The organism is Rhizobium mayense, from assembly GCF_030272705.1.
Classification (GTDB): Bacteria; Pseudomonadota; Alphaproteobacteria; order Rhizobiales; family Rhizobiaceae; genus Rhizobium; species Rhizobium mayense.
In genome coordinates, this window is record NZ_JARFYM010000017.1 from 14,944 (window position 1) to 28,550 (window position 13,607).

Annotated in this window: 11 protein-coding genes and 1 other RNA gene; 5 read left to right on the top strand and 7 right to left on the bottom strand. The window is 60.2% G+C overall.

The window, feature by feature from the left end; all coding sequences use genetic code 11:
- The first annotated feature begins 12 nt into the window (after window positions 1-12).
- Window positions 13-174: a hypothetical protein gene (locus PY649_RS19915; protein ID WP_285870360.1), complete on the top strand. Its 162-nt coding sequence runs from the start codon at window positions 13-15 to the stop codon at window positions 172-174.
- Between the two features lie 48 nt (window positions 175-222).
- Here the strand turns inward: PY649_RS19915 and PY649_RS19920 are convergent, their stop codons facing one another.
- The gene (locus tag PY649_RS19920) at window positions 223-1,140 is read right to left on the bottom strand and encodes a PhzF family phenazine biosynthesis protein (RefSeq protein WP_285870361.1); all 918 of its coding nucleotides are present in this window, start codon (window positions 1,138-1,140) and stop codon (window positions 223-225) included.
- Between the two features lie 256 nt (window positions 1,141-1,396).
- Here PY649_RS19920 and PY649_RS19925 point away from each other — a divergent pair, with 256 nt between their 5' ends.
- A complete protein-coding gene (locus tag PY649_RS19925) occupies window positions 1,397-2,029 on the top strand; it encodes a CatB-related O-acetyltransferase (protein ID WP_285870362.1) in 633 nt (210 codons plus the stop codon).
- A 241-nt stretch (window positions 2,030-2,270) separates the two neighbouring features.
- On the opposite strand, the gene PY649_RS19930 is transcribed toward PY649_RS19925, so the two are convergent.
- The 5 genes from PY649_RS19930 to tkt all read right to left on the bottom strand — a co-directional run bounded on the left by PY649_RS19930 (window position 2,271) and on the right by tkt (window position 10,285).
- The gene (locus PY649_RS19930; protein WP_285870364.1) at window positions 2,271-3,293 is read right to left on the bottom strand and encodes a class I fructose-bisphosphate aldolase; all 1,023 of its coding nucleotides are present in this window, start codon (window positions 3,291-3,293) and stop codon (window positions 2,271-2,273) included.
- A gap of 204 nt (window positions 3,294-3,497) precedes the next feature.
- Window positions 3,498-4,700: a phosphoglycerate kinase gene (locus tag PY649_RS19935; RefSeq protein WP_285870365.1), complete on the bottom strand. Its 1,203-nt coding sequence runs from the start codon at window positions 4,698-4,700 to the stop codon at window positions 3,498-3,500.
- Between the two features lie 72 nt (window positions 4,701-4,772).
- Entirely contained in the window at window positions 4,773-6,623 is a 1,851-nt protein-coding gene (locus tag PY649_RS19940) for a potassium/proton antiporter (RefSeq protein ID WP_285870366.1), read from the bottom strand.
- 605 nt (window positions 6,624-7,228) lie between these two features.
- Window positions 7,229-8,239, bottom strand: a complete 1,011-nt coding sequence (gene gap, locus PY649_RS19945) for a type I glyceraldehyde-3-phosphate dehydrogenase (protein WP_285870368.1) — start codon at window positions 8,237-8,239, stop codon at window positions 7,229-7,231.
- A gap of 63 nt (window positions 8,240-8,302) precedes the next feature.
- Complete coding sequence (gene tkt, locus PY649_RS19950) at window positions 8,303-10,285, bottom strand: transketolase (protein WP_285870370.1); 1,983 nt, start codon at window positions 10,283-10,285, stop codon at window positions 8,303-8,305.
- Window positions 10,286-10,685: 400 nt separating this feature from the next.
- Here tkt and PY649_RS19955 point away from each other — a divergent pair, with 400 nt between their 5' ends.
- From PY649_RS19955 to ssrS, 3 genes are all read left to right on the top strand, one after another.
- Complete coding sequence (locus PY649_RS19955; protein WP_285870372.1) at window positions 10,686-10,961, top strand: DUF4164 domain-containing protein; 276 nt, start codon at window positions 10,686-10,688, stop codon at window positions 10,959-10,961.
- Window positions 10,962-11,010: 49 nt separating this feature from the next.
- The gene (locus tag PY649_RS19960; RefSeq protein ID WP_285870374.1) at window positions 11,011-11,388 is read left to right on the top strand and encodes a cell division protein ZapA; all 378 of its coding nucleotides are present in this window, start codon (window positions 11,011-11,013) and stop codon (window positions 11,386-11,388) included.
- 72 nt (window positions 11,389-11,460) lie between these two features.
- Window positions 11,461-11,619, top strand: a non-coding RNA gene (gene ssrS / locus PY649_RS19965) — 6S RNA.
- A gap of 75 nt (window positions 11,620-11,694) precedes the next feature.
- Here ssrS and PY649_RS19970 read toward each other — a convergent pair.
- A complete protein-coding gene (locus PY649_RS19970) occupies window positions 11,695-13,494 on the bottom strand; it encodes a chloride channel protein (RefSeq protein WP_285870375.1) in 1,800 nt (599 codons plus the stop codon).
- Between the last annotated feature and the right edge of the window lie 113 nt (window positions 13,495-13,607).

Here is a 13,607-nt window from a genome sequence, read left to right on the forward strand (position 1 = left end):
GAGAAAAATACCGTGACAAAAGTGATCGCGGTGCTGCTGTTGCTTGCCATGGCGGTGCAAATCATCAAGCCGCTCGGGCTGCCCGGCCTGAAAAGACGTGCCGATTTCTGGAAGATCGCCATCATAGCCTTCGCAGTCTGGACGATCGCGCTGGTCATAAACGAGACGATTTAAGGCGTTGCAGGCCAGGATTGTGGCTGTCCGGCGATCGTGGGCGGCGTCTTAAAGCAGGATCTCGCCGCGCATGACATGGATGCTGCTACCCGACAGCAAGACTTCGTTTACCGTTCCGGAAGATTTCCTGACTTCGACGCCGATGACGCTGCGTCTTCCCATCTCCACGCCCTGCTCGATGGTGATCTCCAGCTTCGCATCCTGCGCCGGCAACAGGGAGGTCAGATAGGCGCCAAGCGCGGCGGAGGCGCTGCCGGTCGCCGGGTCTTCCGTCACATTGTCCAGAGGCGCAAACATGCGGGCGCGGATATGCCACGGATTTTCGGCGGAGCGCACGTAGAGAAAGAGCGAAAAGCCGGTCTTGTCTTCCTTGTGCCGCTCGGCCGCTTCGGCAAAGACCGCAGCATTCGGCCGCGCTTTTGCGAGCGTTTCGAGGCTGTCCAGTTCCGCGAAGGCGAAGGGCAAGCCGACGGACGCGAAGGTCGGGGCATGCGTTGTCGTGCGGATCGATTGCGGAGCGATCTGCACGCAGCCGGCAATCAGCTCGGGGGCGATCGTTTCGCCGATAGTCAGCTCTCCCGGCGCACGTATGCTGGCGCCTGTGATGTCACCACCCTTGCGCGACAGCGTCACCTCAACCAGCCCGGCATCCTCTTCGAAGATCAGCCTGTCGCCTCCAGGCTTTCCAAAGATTTCCTGCTGTTGTCCGAGTACGAACGCGGTGCCGACATTGGGATGGCCGGCAAAGGGGATTTCGGCTGTGGGCGTGAAGATGCGCACGCGAGCGGTATGATCCGGGTTTTCCGGCGGCAGCACGAAGGTCGTTTCCGAATAGCCGAACTCGGTTGCGATCTTCCGCATGGCTTCACTGTTTAGGCCGCGAGCATCGGGGATGACGGCCAGCGGATTGCCGACGAAACGTTCCGATGTGAAGACGTCGACGGTGACATAAGCGACGGTGTTCATGGCGGCTCCGGAGCTTTGATAGAACTGCAAGGATTTAGCCGCGGCCGGGCGATGGCTTAAAGAGGGAACTTGTGCCGGTGACAAGTTCACCGCCGGATCATGCCTCATCCATCATTTAAATTGTTCATGAAGGCATTCGAGCGGCGTGATGGATTCCATCGATATGTGGGATTAGCTTTGTCTGTATAAAATCACATAGCTGGGATGAAGCGGGATCTAGGTCCGCGAAGTTGCCGGCAATTTGAAAAGACTTTCCATGCCTCTTCTTGACCCTAATGCAATTCATCCAATTACTCTGCCCGATGGCACCCTCTATCGCGATACCGTCTACTTGAAGAACGTAATCGACCATCCGCGCATGGAAATTGGCGAGTTCAGCTATTATACCCATTCTGGAAGGCCGGAAGATACTGCCCGGATACTGGCGCCTTATCTCGGTGGTAACGTTCGTGAGCGCCTGGTAATCGGCAAGTTTGTCCAGATTGCTCGGGGAAGCTACTTCATCACCAGTTCGGCTAACCATCCGATGACCGGCTTCACCACGTATCCATTTCGCATCTTTAAGCCTGAGACCTTCGGCTACACGGACCTGCCGGTGAAGGATACAATCGTCGGTCACGATGTCTGGATCGGTCATAACGCGGCCATAATGCCGGGCGTGCAGATTGGGGCGGGTGCGATTGTCGCCGCTGCTTCGGTCGTCTCACATCATGTACCGCCTTATGCAGTTGTTGGCGGGAATCCGGCGACTATCATTCGGATGCGTTATCCAAGTGATGTCATCAACGAACTTCTTGATATTGCTTGGTGGGATTGGCCGATAGACAAAATCGAAGCCAACTTAGCGTCTCTTAGTAGTGGTGACCTTGCCGCGCTCAAAATAGCTTGAGCGTACCGCATCTCCATATTTTGCGACAACGGCAATGAGTCGGAGGTTTTCATAGGTGGCATTTGCCACATGAGAGCCAGCTTATGAGCGTTCTGCCCGTTTTTATTGGGAAAGGATGACAACGCATCGACAAGATTAGAAAGCCGGATAAAGGCCCTCTAGGTGCACCTACCGCACAAAAGCAAAAAGCCCCGATCGCATCGCGATCAGGGCTTTCATCCGTTCGAAACATTGCCTTAAATCAAGCGGCCTTTTCGCTGTCCTTGGTCCAGCTACCCTTGGCGGCGAGGTAGTTCATTTCGGCGCGGTGAGCGAGGGCCCGCTGGCCGGCGGCGACGTTTTCTGCCTTGCCGCCCCACGCCTTCAATGAAGCGTCCTGCAGGGCGCGACCGTAGGAGAAGGTAACATGCCAGGGGAGGTCATAGCCGTTGATGGCGGAGAGATGCGCGGTTGCTTCTTCCGGCGTCTGGCCGCCGGAGAGGAAGGCGATGCCGGGAACGGCGGAGGGAACGGTTTCCTTCAATACCCTGACCGTGGCCTCGGCGACCAGTTCGACCGATGCCTTGCGCAGCTTCTTGCCGTCGATGACCATGCTCGGCTTCAGCACCATGCCTTCGAGCTTGATGCGAGCTTCGGCGAGCTCCTGGAAGACGATCTGAAGGGTCCAGCGGGTAACTTCCTCGCTGCGAGCGAGATCGTGCGTGCCGGGTTCGCCATCCATAAGCACTTCGGGCTCGACGATCGGTACGATCTTCGCCTGCTGGCAGAGCGCGGCGTAGCGGGCTAGCGCATGAGCATTGGCCTTGATCGAACCATGGGTCGGCAGCTTGTCGGAAACGGCGATTACGCCACGCCATTTCGCAAAGCGGGCGCCGGCATCGTAATATTTCGCCAGGCGGTCGGCGAGGCCGTCAAGGCCCTCCGTGACGGTTTCGGCCGGGAAGCCGGCCATCGGCTTGGCGCCCGTATCGACTTTGATGCCGGGAATAGCGCCGGCGGCGCGAATGATATCGACGAGTGGCGTGCCGTCGGCAGCCTTCTGGAAAAGGGTTTCCTCATAAAGGATGGTGCCGGAGATATACTTCTTCATCGCGTCCTCCGAACGGAAGAGCATTTCGCGATAGTCGCGCCGGCTCTCTTCGGTGGAAACAAGACCAATCGTGTCGAAGCGCTTCTTGATCGTCCCGGTGGACTCGTCAGCTGCCAGCAGGCCCTTGCCATCGGCAACCATCTTTGCGGCAATGTCTTCAAGTCGTTCGCTCATTTTTGTTCTCCAAGGCGATTTAGGTCTGCGATAGGAAAATATGGGTCGGCGATAACAGAAGTGTACAAAGAGGGAAATGGCCAGCTAATTTATTGAAACAATTGAATTTATTTCAACCTTTTGAAAATTCCGACTGGTATTTTAGCATCCTGTGGAAAGCTGCGAAAGTCCGGCTGTCGCAGCTCTCCTCATTGTGTCGAATGCCTACTTTTCGGCTTCGAGAACGGCGACGCCCGGCAGGACCTTGCCTTCCATCCATTCGAGGAAGGCGCCGCCTGCCGTCGAGACATAGCTGAATTCGTCGGCCACGCCGGCATGGTTCAACGCGGAAACGGTGTCGCCGCCGCCGGCAACAGACGTAAGCTTGCCGGCCTTGGTGCATTCGGCGGCATATTTGGCGGCTGCGACGGTGGCGGCATCGAAGGGCGTGATTTCAAAGGCGCCGAGCGGGCCATTCCAGACCAGCGTCGTGGCGCGGCCGATCCATGCCTTGACGGCCTCGACTGATTTCGGGCCGACGTCCAGAACCATGGCATCGGCCGGAATCGAGTCGATCGAAACGACTTCATTGTCTGCACCCGCCTTGAATTCGCGGGCGATAACGCCGTCTTCCGGCAGTACGATGGCGCAGCCTGACGTGGCGGCTTCGATCATGATCTGCTTGGCCGTATCGGCGAGGTCATGTTCACACAGCGACTTGCCGACATTGGTACCACGGGCGGCGAGGAAGGTGTTGGCCATGCCGCCGCCGATCACCAGCGCGTCGACCTTCTTTACCAGGTTCATCAAAAGGTCGATCTTGGTCGAGACCTTGGCGCCGCCCACGATGGCGACAACCGGGCGAGCCGGGCTGCCGAGGCCCTTTTCCAGCGCCTCAAGCTCGGCCTGCATGGTGCGGCCGGCATAAGCGGGGAGGTGCTTTGCAAGGCCTTCGGTCGACGCGTGTGCGCGGTGGGCGGCGGAGAAGGCGTCGTTGACATAGATATCGCCGAGATCGGCCATCGCCTTGGTGAAGGCTGCATCGTTCTTCTCCTCTTCCTTATGGAAGCGGGTGTTTTCGAGCAGCAGGATATCGCCGTTGTTCATCTTGGCGATAGCGTCGGCGGCGGGCGCATGGATGCAGTCTGACGCGAAGAGGACGGCGTGATCGAGCACTTCTTCGATCGCCGGAACGATGAGGGAGAGCGACAGATCCGGCGACGGGCCATCCTTCGGGCGGCCGAAATGGGCGAGCAGGATGACCTTGGCGCCTTTGCCGGACAATTCGAGTATCGTCGGCGCCACGCGCTCGATACGGGTCGTGTCGGTAACCTTGCCGTCCTTGACCGGCACATTAAGGTCGACGCGCACGAGCACGCGCTTGCCGGTGATGTCGGTGAGATCGTCGAGAGTCTTGAAGGTTGCCATGGGGAGGATCCAATATGGTTGGTGCCGCGAAGTGCGCCGACCATACTACGGATGATGCGAGACGCAAGGCGGTCAGGCGTCGTTTTTGCCGGTATTTGAATCGGTTGAAACGGCCTCTTCGGCGTGCTCGCGGCGCTTGCGCAAGAAGCCGCGGATGCCGTTCAGAATGTCGTGGAGATTGATGAAAATCGGTAGGACGGTTGCCGGTTCCAGCGCTTCCAGCGACATGCCGACCGATTGAATATGGTCGTTTTCATCGAGATCGCGTACGATCAGGATGATCTCGCCGAGACGCACACGGTCGGCATAATCGGCCTTGCCTCCAAGGCGGTGACGCATCAACTCGGCAATTGTCATACCTTTCTCGGCTTCGCTCAGAAGTCCTGGCCCATAGGCCGCATCGAGGTCGGCGGCGGGGCGCAGTGGCGAGATCGAGAAGGCGCCAAAGAAATCGGCGTCATCCGGATCGACCGGCGCGCGGCTGGCGAACAGTCGGTCGAGCAGCCGTGAATAGCTGGGAACGATGAAGAGATAGACGAGATCGTTTTCGCGCAGGCGGCCGGCATATTGGTAGCGCATCGACTTGCCATCACGCACGACGAGCGACGGCATCGCCCAGCGGGGAATGCGCTCGCCGCGCAGGACCGGGCTATCCTTGGCGACGCGATAGGAAAGTAGTTCATGGTTGACCGCGCCCGGCAGGTCGACCTCGACCTTATCGACCGCGCCCATGCGCGGCGGGACGATGAGACCGAGCCGACGCGCCATCGGCTTGATCGTCCAGCCTTGGACGAGAAGCGACACCAGCACGACGATGAAGGCGACATTGAAATAGGTTTTGCTGCTCTCGAGATTGCCGAGGATCGGCATGATGGAGAGCAGGATGGAGACCGCACCACGCAGGCCGACCCAGGCGACGAAACCGGTTTCCCGCTGTGTGTAATCGAAAGGCAGAAGGCAGAGCCAGACGGCGATCGGCCGGGCGATAAAGATCAAGAACAGCGCCAGCGCCACGGCGGGAATGGCGATCGCCGGAAATTGCGACGGGGTGGCGAGCAGGCCGAGGACGAGGAACATGATTATCTGCGCCAGCCACGTCATGCCGTCCTGAAAGCGCTTGATGCTCGCCGCGGCCGGCATTTTGCGATTGCCAGCGTAAATGCCGGCAACATAAACGGCAAGAAAGCCGCTGCCGCCAACGGCGCCGGTGAAGGAGAACACGAGGAGGGCGAGCGCCAGAACGAAGATCGGCGTCAGGCCGCGTTCGGTCTCCAGATGGCTGACGATCAGCACGATCATCATGCCGCCAAGCAGGCCGAAGATGACGCCAAGGCCCATTTGTTGGAGGAAGGCGGCGAGCATGACGAGATTGAGGCCATGATAGCCTTCGCCGCTTGCCAGCAATTCGACCAGCGCCAGCGTCAGGAAGATCGCCATCGGATCATTGGTGCCGGATTCGACTTCCAGCGTCGAACGCACCTTGTCGCGGATGTTGATGCCGCCAATGCGCAGCAGGAAGAAGACGGCGGCCGCGTCTGTCGACGCGACGATCGAGCCGAGGAGCAGACCCTGCAGCCAGGTAAAGCCAAGGAGCCAGGCGGCGGCGACGCCAAAGAGCGCTGCCGTGACAAGAACGCCGGTGGACGCGAGCGCCAAAGCCGGTGCGGCGGCCAGTTTGAAGGCCTGAATTGGCGTCCCGTATCCGGAATCGAAAAGGATGATGGCGAGGGCGAGCGAGCCGAGAATATAGGCAACATAATTGTTGCTGAATTGGATGCCGAGCCCGTCCGTACCGGCCATCAACCCGATCATCAGAAAGAGCAGCAGGAGTGGTGCGCCGAAGCGGAAAGCCAGCAGGCTCGAGAAAGCCGCCATCAAAATCAGGAGCGTGCAAACCAGCACAACGACGTAAAATGCCTCCACTCCTTCTTCCCCTTTCTCGCGTATCTTTGCCCGGATCGAAAGCCTGGTTCCTTCGCAATTCCCCTGTCATTCACCATGCTGCCGCGCGCATTAAATTAGTAAATACAAATATTGTTCGGAGAGGGCGTTGCAATTGATGCCCGCTCCGATGAATGCGACTTCATAGTGTGATGCGTTCGCCAGAACGGCGAAACGGCCCCCGAATGCCCTGGGAGAATTCCTATAAGAAATTTATTTGTGAATCTGGACGATAGCAGGGCAGGAAGAGGAAAGATTCTGGCGGAGCGGCGGAATAATTCGGGCTGTGCGCCGTCCGTTGGTTCAAGCCGGCGGAACGCCAAATGTGCCTTGCCGTCAGAAAGCGACGCAAGGCGCGGCCATCGGTGGTTTCGATCGAGAAGGAGAGAACCGGACCCGGTCGGCCGCGCAGTCGATGCGGTAGAAGGCGCCCTAGGGCGAGCCGCCGCGGTCAGCGATGGCGATGCCACTGGCGCGAATGGCCGCGCCTGTGGCAATTTCGATGGAGCGATCGTCAAAAGCTCCAGCCCGTCTCCTTCCATGGACGCCAGCGAACCGTGGTCGGAAGGAGCGGGCGGAAGCCGTGATCAGATCAGCTTCGCGAAAGCGACGGCCGTGTCGGCCATACGGCTGGAGAAGCCCCATTCGTTGTCGTACCAGGACAGCACGCGCACGAAGTTGCCTTCCATGACCTTGGTCTGGTCGGTTGCGAAGATCGACGAGTGGCTGTCATGGTTGAAGTCGCGGGAAACCAGCGGCTCGTCGGTGTAGCCGAGGATACCCTTCAGCTTACCGTTCGATGCAGCCTTGATGGCTTCGTTGATTTCGCCGACCGTCGTTGCCTTCTTGGACACGAACTTGAAGTCGACAACCGAGACGTTCGGGGTCGGAACGCGGATCGACGTGCCGTCGAGCTTGCCCTTCAGGTGCGGCAGAACGAGACCAACGGCCTTTGCTGCGCCCGTCGAGGTCGGGATCATGGACAGGGCTGCGGCGCGGGCGCGGTACAGGTCCTTGTGCATGGTGTCGAGCGTCGGCTGGTCGCCGGTGTAGGAGTGGATGGTCGTCATGAAGCCGTGGTCGATGCCGACGGCGTCGTCGAGAACCTTGACGACCGGCACCAGGCAGTTCGTGGTGCAGGAAGCGTTGGAGATGACCATGTGCTCCCTGGTGAGCTGGTCGTGGTTGACGCCGAAAACGACGGTCAGGTCGGCACCGTCAGCAGGAGCCGAAACGATGACGCGCTTGGCACCGGCCGTCAGGTGAGCGGCGGCCTTGTCGCGGGCCGTGAAGATGCCTGTGCATTCCATGGCGATGTCGACACCGAGTTCCCGGTGCGGCAGCGTTGCCGGATCCTTGATCGCCGTGACCTTGATCGGCTTGCCGCCGCCGACGATGATCGTGTCGCCTTCGACCTTCACTTCCGCCGGGAACTTGCCGTGGATCGAATCGTAACGCAGCAGGTGGGCATTGGTCTCGACCGGGCCGAGGTCATTGATGGCGACGACTTCGATGTCGGTGCGGCCGGATTCGACGATCGCGCGCAGAACGTTGCGGCCGATGCGGCCAAAACCGTTGATGGCTACTTTTACAGTCATGGTGTTCACTCCCTTTCACTCAGGGTCTTTATCTATTGGATTTGAGAGCGCTTGTCAGCGCCCTCAGGAAAGCTTTGCCTCAGCGGCGGCAACAACGGCGTCAGCCGTAATGCCGAAGTGCTTGTAGACGTCCTTGTACGGAGCGGAAGCGCCGAAGCCCTTCATGCCGATGAAGGCGCCCTCTGGTCCGATGAAGGCATCCCAGCCTTCGCGAACGGCAGCTTCGACGGCGATCTTGACCGGGGAGTTGCCAATGACTTCCTTGCGATAGGCTTCCGGCTGCTCGAAGAAGAGTTCGGTGCAGGGAACGGAGACAACGCGGGTGGAAATGCCCTTGCCTTCCAGCGCCGCGCGGGCGGCGACGGCGATTTCAACTTCGGAACCCGAAGCGAAGATCGTCACCTTGGCGTCGGCGTTGCCGGCGAGCGTGTAGGCGCCCTGTTCGCACAGGTTCTTCTCGCTGTATTCGGTGCGCGCGGCAGTCAGGTTCTGGCGGGTCAGCGCGAGGCCGGACGGACGATTGTGCGTTTTGACCGCGATCTGCCAGCATTCCGCGGTTTCCGTGGCGTCAGCCGGACGGAACAACTGGAAGTTCGGAATGGCGCGCAGGCCCGCGATCTGCTCGACGGGCTGGTGCGTCGGGCCGTCTTCGCCGACGCCGATAGAATCGTGCGTCAGAACATGGATGGCGCGGATGCCCATCAATGCAGCGAGACGGAGCGGCGGACGGCAATAATCCGTGAAGATCAGGAAGCCGCCGGAATAGGGGATTAGACCGCCGTGCAGCGCGATGCCGTTCATGGCCGAGGCCATGCCATGCTCGCGAATGCCCCAATGGACGTAACGGCCGGAGAAATCGGTCGGGGTGATCGACTTCATCTGGCTAGTCTTGGTGTTGTTCGACGGCGTCAGGTCGGCCGAGCCGCCGACGATTTCCGGCACGAAGCCGTTGATGACCTCGAGCGCGTCTTCCGAAGCCTTGCGGGTTGCGACCGTCGGCTTGGTTTCGGCGAGCTTCTTCTTGTATTCGCTGATCGCGGCGTCGAAGCCGGCCGGCAGTTCGCCGGAGAAGCGCCGATTGAACTCGGCCTTCTTGACGGGCTCGGCAGCAGCGAGGCGGCCTTCCCAATCGGTTCGGATAGAGACCGAGCGCTCACCGGCGGCACGCCATTCGCCGAGGATATCGTTCGGGACGACGAAGGGCTCGTAGGGCCAGTTCAGGGCGACACGGGTTGCGGCGATTTCCTCGGCGCCGAGCGGCGAGCCGTGAACCTTGTGGGTGCCCTGCTTGTTCGGAGCGCCGAAGCCGATGATGGTCTTGCAGGCGATCAGGGTCGGGCGGTCGGACTTTTGCGCGGCCTCGATGGCGTCGGCGATGGCGGCCTGGTCGTGACCGTCGACTTCGATCGTGTTCCAGTGAACGGCCTTGAAGCGGGCGACCTGGTCGGTTGAATCCGAGAGCGAGATGGCACCGTCGATGGTGATCGAGTTGTTGTCCCAGAAGAGGATCAGCTTGTTGAGCTTGAGATGGCCGGCGAGGGCGATCGCTTCGTGGCTGATGCCTTCCATCAGGCAGCCGTCGCCGCACATGACGTAAGTATAGTGATCCATCAAATCAGCGCCGAATTCTTCACGCAGCTTGCGCTCGGCGATCGCCATGCCGACCGAGTTGGCAATGCCCTGGCCCAGCGGGCCGGTGGTGGTTTCGATGCCGGTAGCATGACCATATTCCGGGTGCCCGGCAGTCTTGGAGCCGAGCTGACGGAAATGCGCGAGGTCATCGGCCGTCATGTCGGGATAGCCGGTCAAATACAGCACCGAATAGAGCAGCATGGAGCCATGGCCGGCCGACAGCACGAAGCGGTCGCGGTTCGGCCAATGGGGGTTCTTCGGGTCGAAGCGCAGATATTTGCTAAAGAGAACAGTGGCGACATCCGCCATCCCCATCGGCAGACCGGGGTGACCGGAATTGGCCTTCTCGACAGCATCCATGGCAAGGAAACGGATCGCATTCGCCATCCGGTCGTGTTGTTCGCGAGAGATCATGGGTTTTTCCGCAATGTTCCGGGTTCGGGGGATGGCCGCACGCTTGGGAGGCAGGACCACCGGTTGAAAGGCGACCGAAACGGAGAAGTCCTTATAACTCCGTTTTAGCGCTGCCTCAGGCGGCTGAGACATAGCAGTTGGGGCGAGCAAGTCAATAAATCCGCAGGCCGATCAGGGGGTGGTGCGGCAATTTTTTAACATTTGCCTGCTGACTTGTACAAAAGACGACAATGGCAAGACAAAGCTTGGATAAACCGCAAAGGCGACCTTCATCCACAGATTAGGCCCCCTGTCGCATGACAGCCTTTATTGACGTGCAGTTGCTGAGTTGAATATTGTTGCGAAATCAGACAAGTGGCCGGATGTTTTGATTCGGGCCTTGCGCGGGGAATCGAAAGGCATGACACCTTCAGGCAAAACGGTGGATGTGGCGCTCTCTCAGTTGCGCCAGGCGCTTTCGACTTTGGAGAGTGCTGTCGACGGGCGGTTCGAACGTGAACGGGCGCAAAGCGATGTCGAAGGCGAGGTTCGCCGGGTGCATGCCGATCGCTCGCGGCTCGCTCAGGAGCTCGATCAGGCCGAGTTTCGTGCGAACCGGCTCGAAGAAGTCAATCGCGAAGTGTCGCGTCGGCTTGTGACGGCGATGGAAACCATAAGAGCCGTGCTCGACCGCTGACCCTTTGGGACGCAGCCGTCGCGATTAGCGGCAATGATCGGAAAGTCTGATGGCACAGGTAACGGTAACGATCGACGGCAAAGCCTATCGCATGGCCTGCGAAGAGGGGCAGGAGGCCCATCTGACGGATCTCGCCACCCGCTTTGATCGCTATGTCGCGCATCTAAAGGGTCAGTTCGGCGAAATCGGTGATCTGCGCGTCACCGTTATGGCCGGCATCATGATCATGGACGAGGTGGCGGAGCTGACGCGTCGTGTCTCGGGGCTGGAAGCCGAACTCGAAAACTTGCGCAGCAACCATGACACCGTGGCCGCTGCCAACGCCCGCAGCGAAGAAACGCTGGCCACCGTCATCGACGAAGTGACGATGCGCATACGCGGCATTACCGAGAAGCTGACCATTCGTCCGAGCGGCGAGCCGAACTGAGGCGTTCTTTTATTTCTCGGAGTGGACTTGGCACCCTCTGGTGCTGGCTGAAAATCCCCTTTATATAGAAGGCGCGGTCTGCGCTTCCCGACAGGAACCACAATCCCTGGGGCCATACTCGATCCAAAGGGAGCTGTCCCTGACCAGGCTCGTGGGCCTGGACACACGGTGCCCACCTACGTTTGTAGGCGCCCAGGATCGTAAACATCCATCGGTCGTCGTGGATCGCTCTTCCTTTCTCGATCTTGGAAAGAAAGGCAGCGTCGCGGGATTCTGATTGCCCCGCTAACGCCGTTCCGCCTCCTCTTAACGCTTTGCTCCCAGATACGCGCCACGCTCGAATTCGGAGCGATTGGCGGCGCTGCGCAGGCGCAGGAGATCCTTACGGGCGATGAGGCCGACGAGAACGCTGGTCCGCTCATCGACGACGGGGATGCGTCCGGTATCGGCCTGGATCATGATATCGGCGACGCGGCCGACCGTATCTTCCGGATGGGCGAGCGGGATCGAGGTGTCCGAGGCCAAATCATAGAGCGTCTGGCCGGCGAGATCGGGGTCCTTCTGCCAACGCAGCGCATCCGCGCGTGAGATCATGCCGACCAAACGGCCATCAGTCTCGATAACGGGATAGTAGCGATGGGCATCCGGCCGCTCGGTCAATTGCGCCAATGCCTCTGTGACCGGCATGGCGGCGGGCAGCGTGTCCACCTTCGCGATCATGATATCGGCGGCGCGGGTCAATTCGAACGGATCGATGCCGTATTCGCGGGTGATGTGCTGACCGCGGCGGGCGATCTTTTCCGTCAGGATCGAGCGCTTCAACAGCAACACGGTAACCGCGTAGGCTGCCACGGTGGCGGCAAGCAGCGGCACGAGCGCATGCATGTCGCCTGTCAATTCGATGGCGAAGAAGGTGCCGGTCAGCGGCGCGCGCATCGTGCCGCCCATCATCGCGGCCATGCCGAGCAGCGCCCAGAAGCCGGGATCTCCGGGCAGAACGAGGCCGATAAGCCAGCCGAGCGTGCCGCCGAGGATGAGAAGCGGTGCAAGTACGCCGCCCGACGTTCCCGATGACAGTGCAACCAGCCAGATGCCGGCCTTGACCAGGAGTATTGCGAGTACGGCACCTGCGACGATATGGTTGTTCAGCAGGTCGGCGATGATGTCATAGCCGACGCCGAGCGCGCGTGGCTCGATCAATCCGCCGAGACCGACGACGAGGCCGCCGAGGGCGGGCCACCACATCCAATGAACAGGCAGTTTCTCGAAGGCGTCTTCGATGCGGTAAAGCAGCGTCGTCAAGAGGCCGGATTGCAGGCCGGACACGATGCCGAGGCCGGCTGCCAGCAGGATGCTCCACCAGCTCAGCTGCATGTCGAAATGCGCCGGGAAGAGCGGCCCGCTGCCGATCAGGAACGGTCGCCAAGTAATCGAGACGCAAGAAGCGATCACGACCGGAATGAAGCTGCGCGGCTTCCATTCGAACAGCAGCAGTTCGACCGCCAGCATGACGGCGGCGATGGGCGAGCCGAAGATCGCGGTCATGCCGGCGGCAGCGCCCGCGACCAGCAGGGTTTTGCGCTCGGCGGCACTGAGATGGAAGAATTGGGCGAACAGCGAGCCGATGGCGCCGCCGGTCATGATGATCGGTCCTTCCGCACCGAACGGGCCGCCGGTCCCGATCGAGATGGCGGAGGAGAGCGGCTTCAGGACTGCCACTTTCGGCGACATGCGGCTGCCGCCGATCAGGATCGCTTCGATCGCCTCCGGAATGCCGTGGCCGCGGATCTTTTCCGAACCGTAGCGTGCCATGAGGCCGATCACGATGCCGCCGATGATGGGAGCGGCGACCATCCACGGCGAGCGCGCAACGGTGCCCAGCGACAGCGGCTCGACGCTGATCTTGAACAACCAGACGGCGTTGGTGACCAGTGCGATGAGGTTGATCAGCATCCACGCGGACAGGGCGCCACCGGTGCCGACGACCAGGGCCATGGCCGCAAGCACCAGAACGCGCTTGTCGGTGGTAAAATCTCCGTTGTCTTTCCGTGAAGCGCCGCCTGAGAAATCATGGGCGTGCCGATGATGTGCATTCATATCCTGCATGGAGTGCTTTCTGTGCTAAAGCGCGGGGCAAGTGGCCGGGATCGCGTTGCACTGGCAATTATATCGTAATGCGATATAAATCAACGGCCAAAAACAACGAAAACAAAATGTGT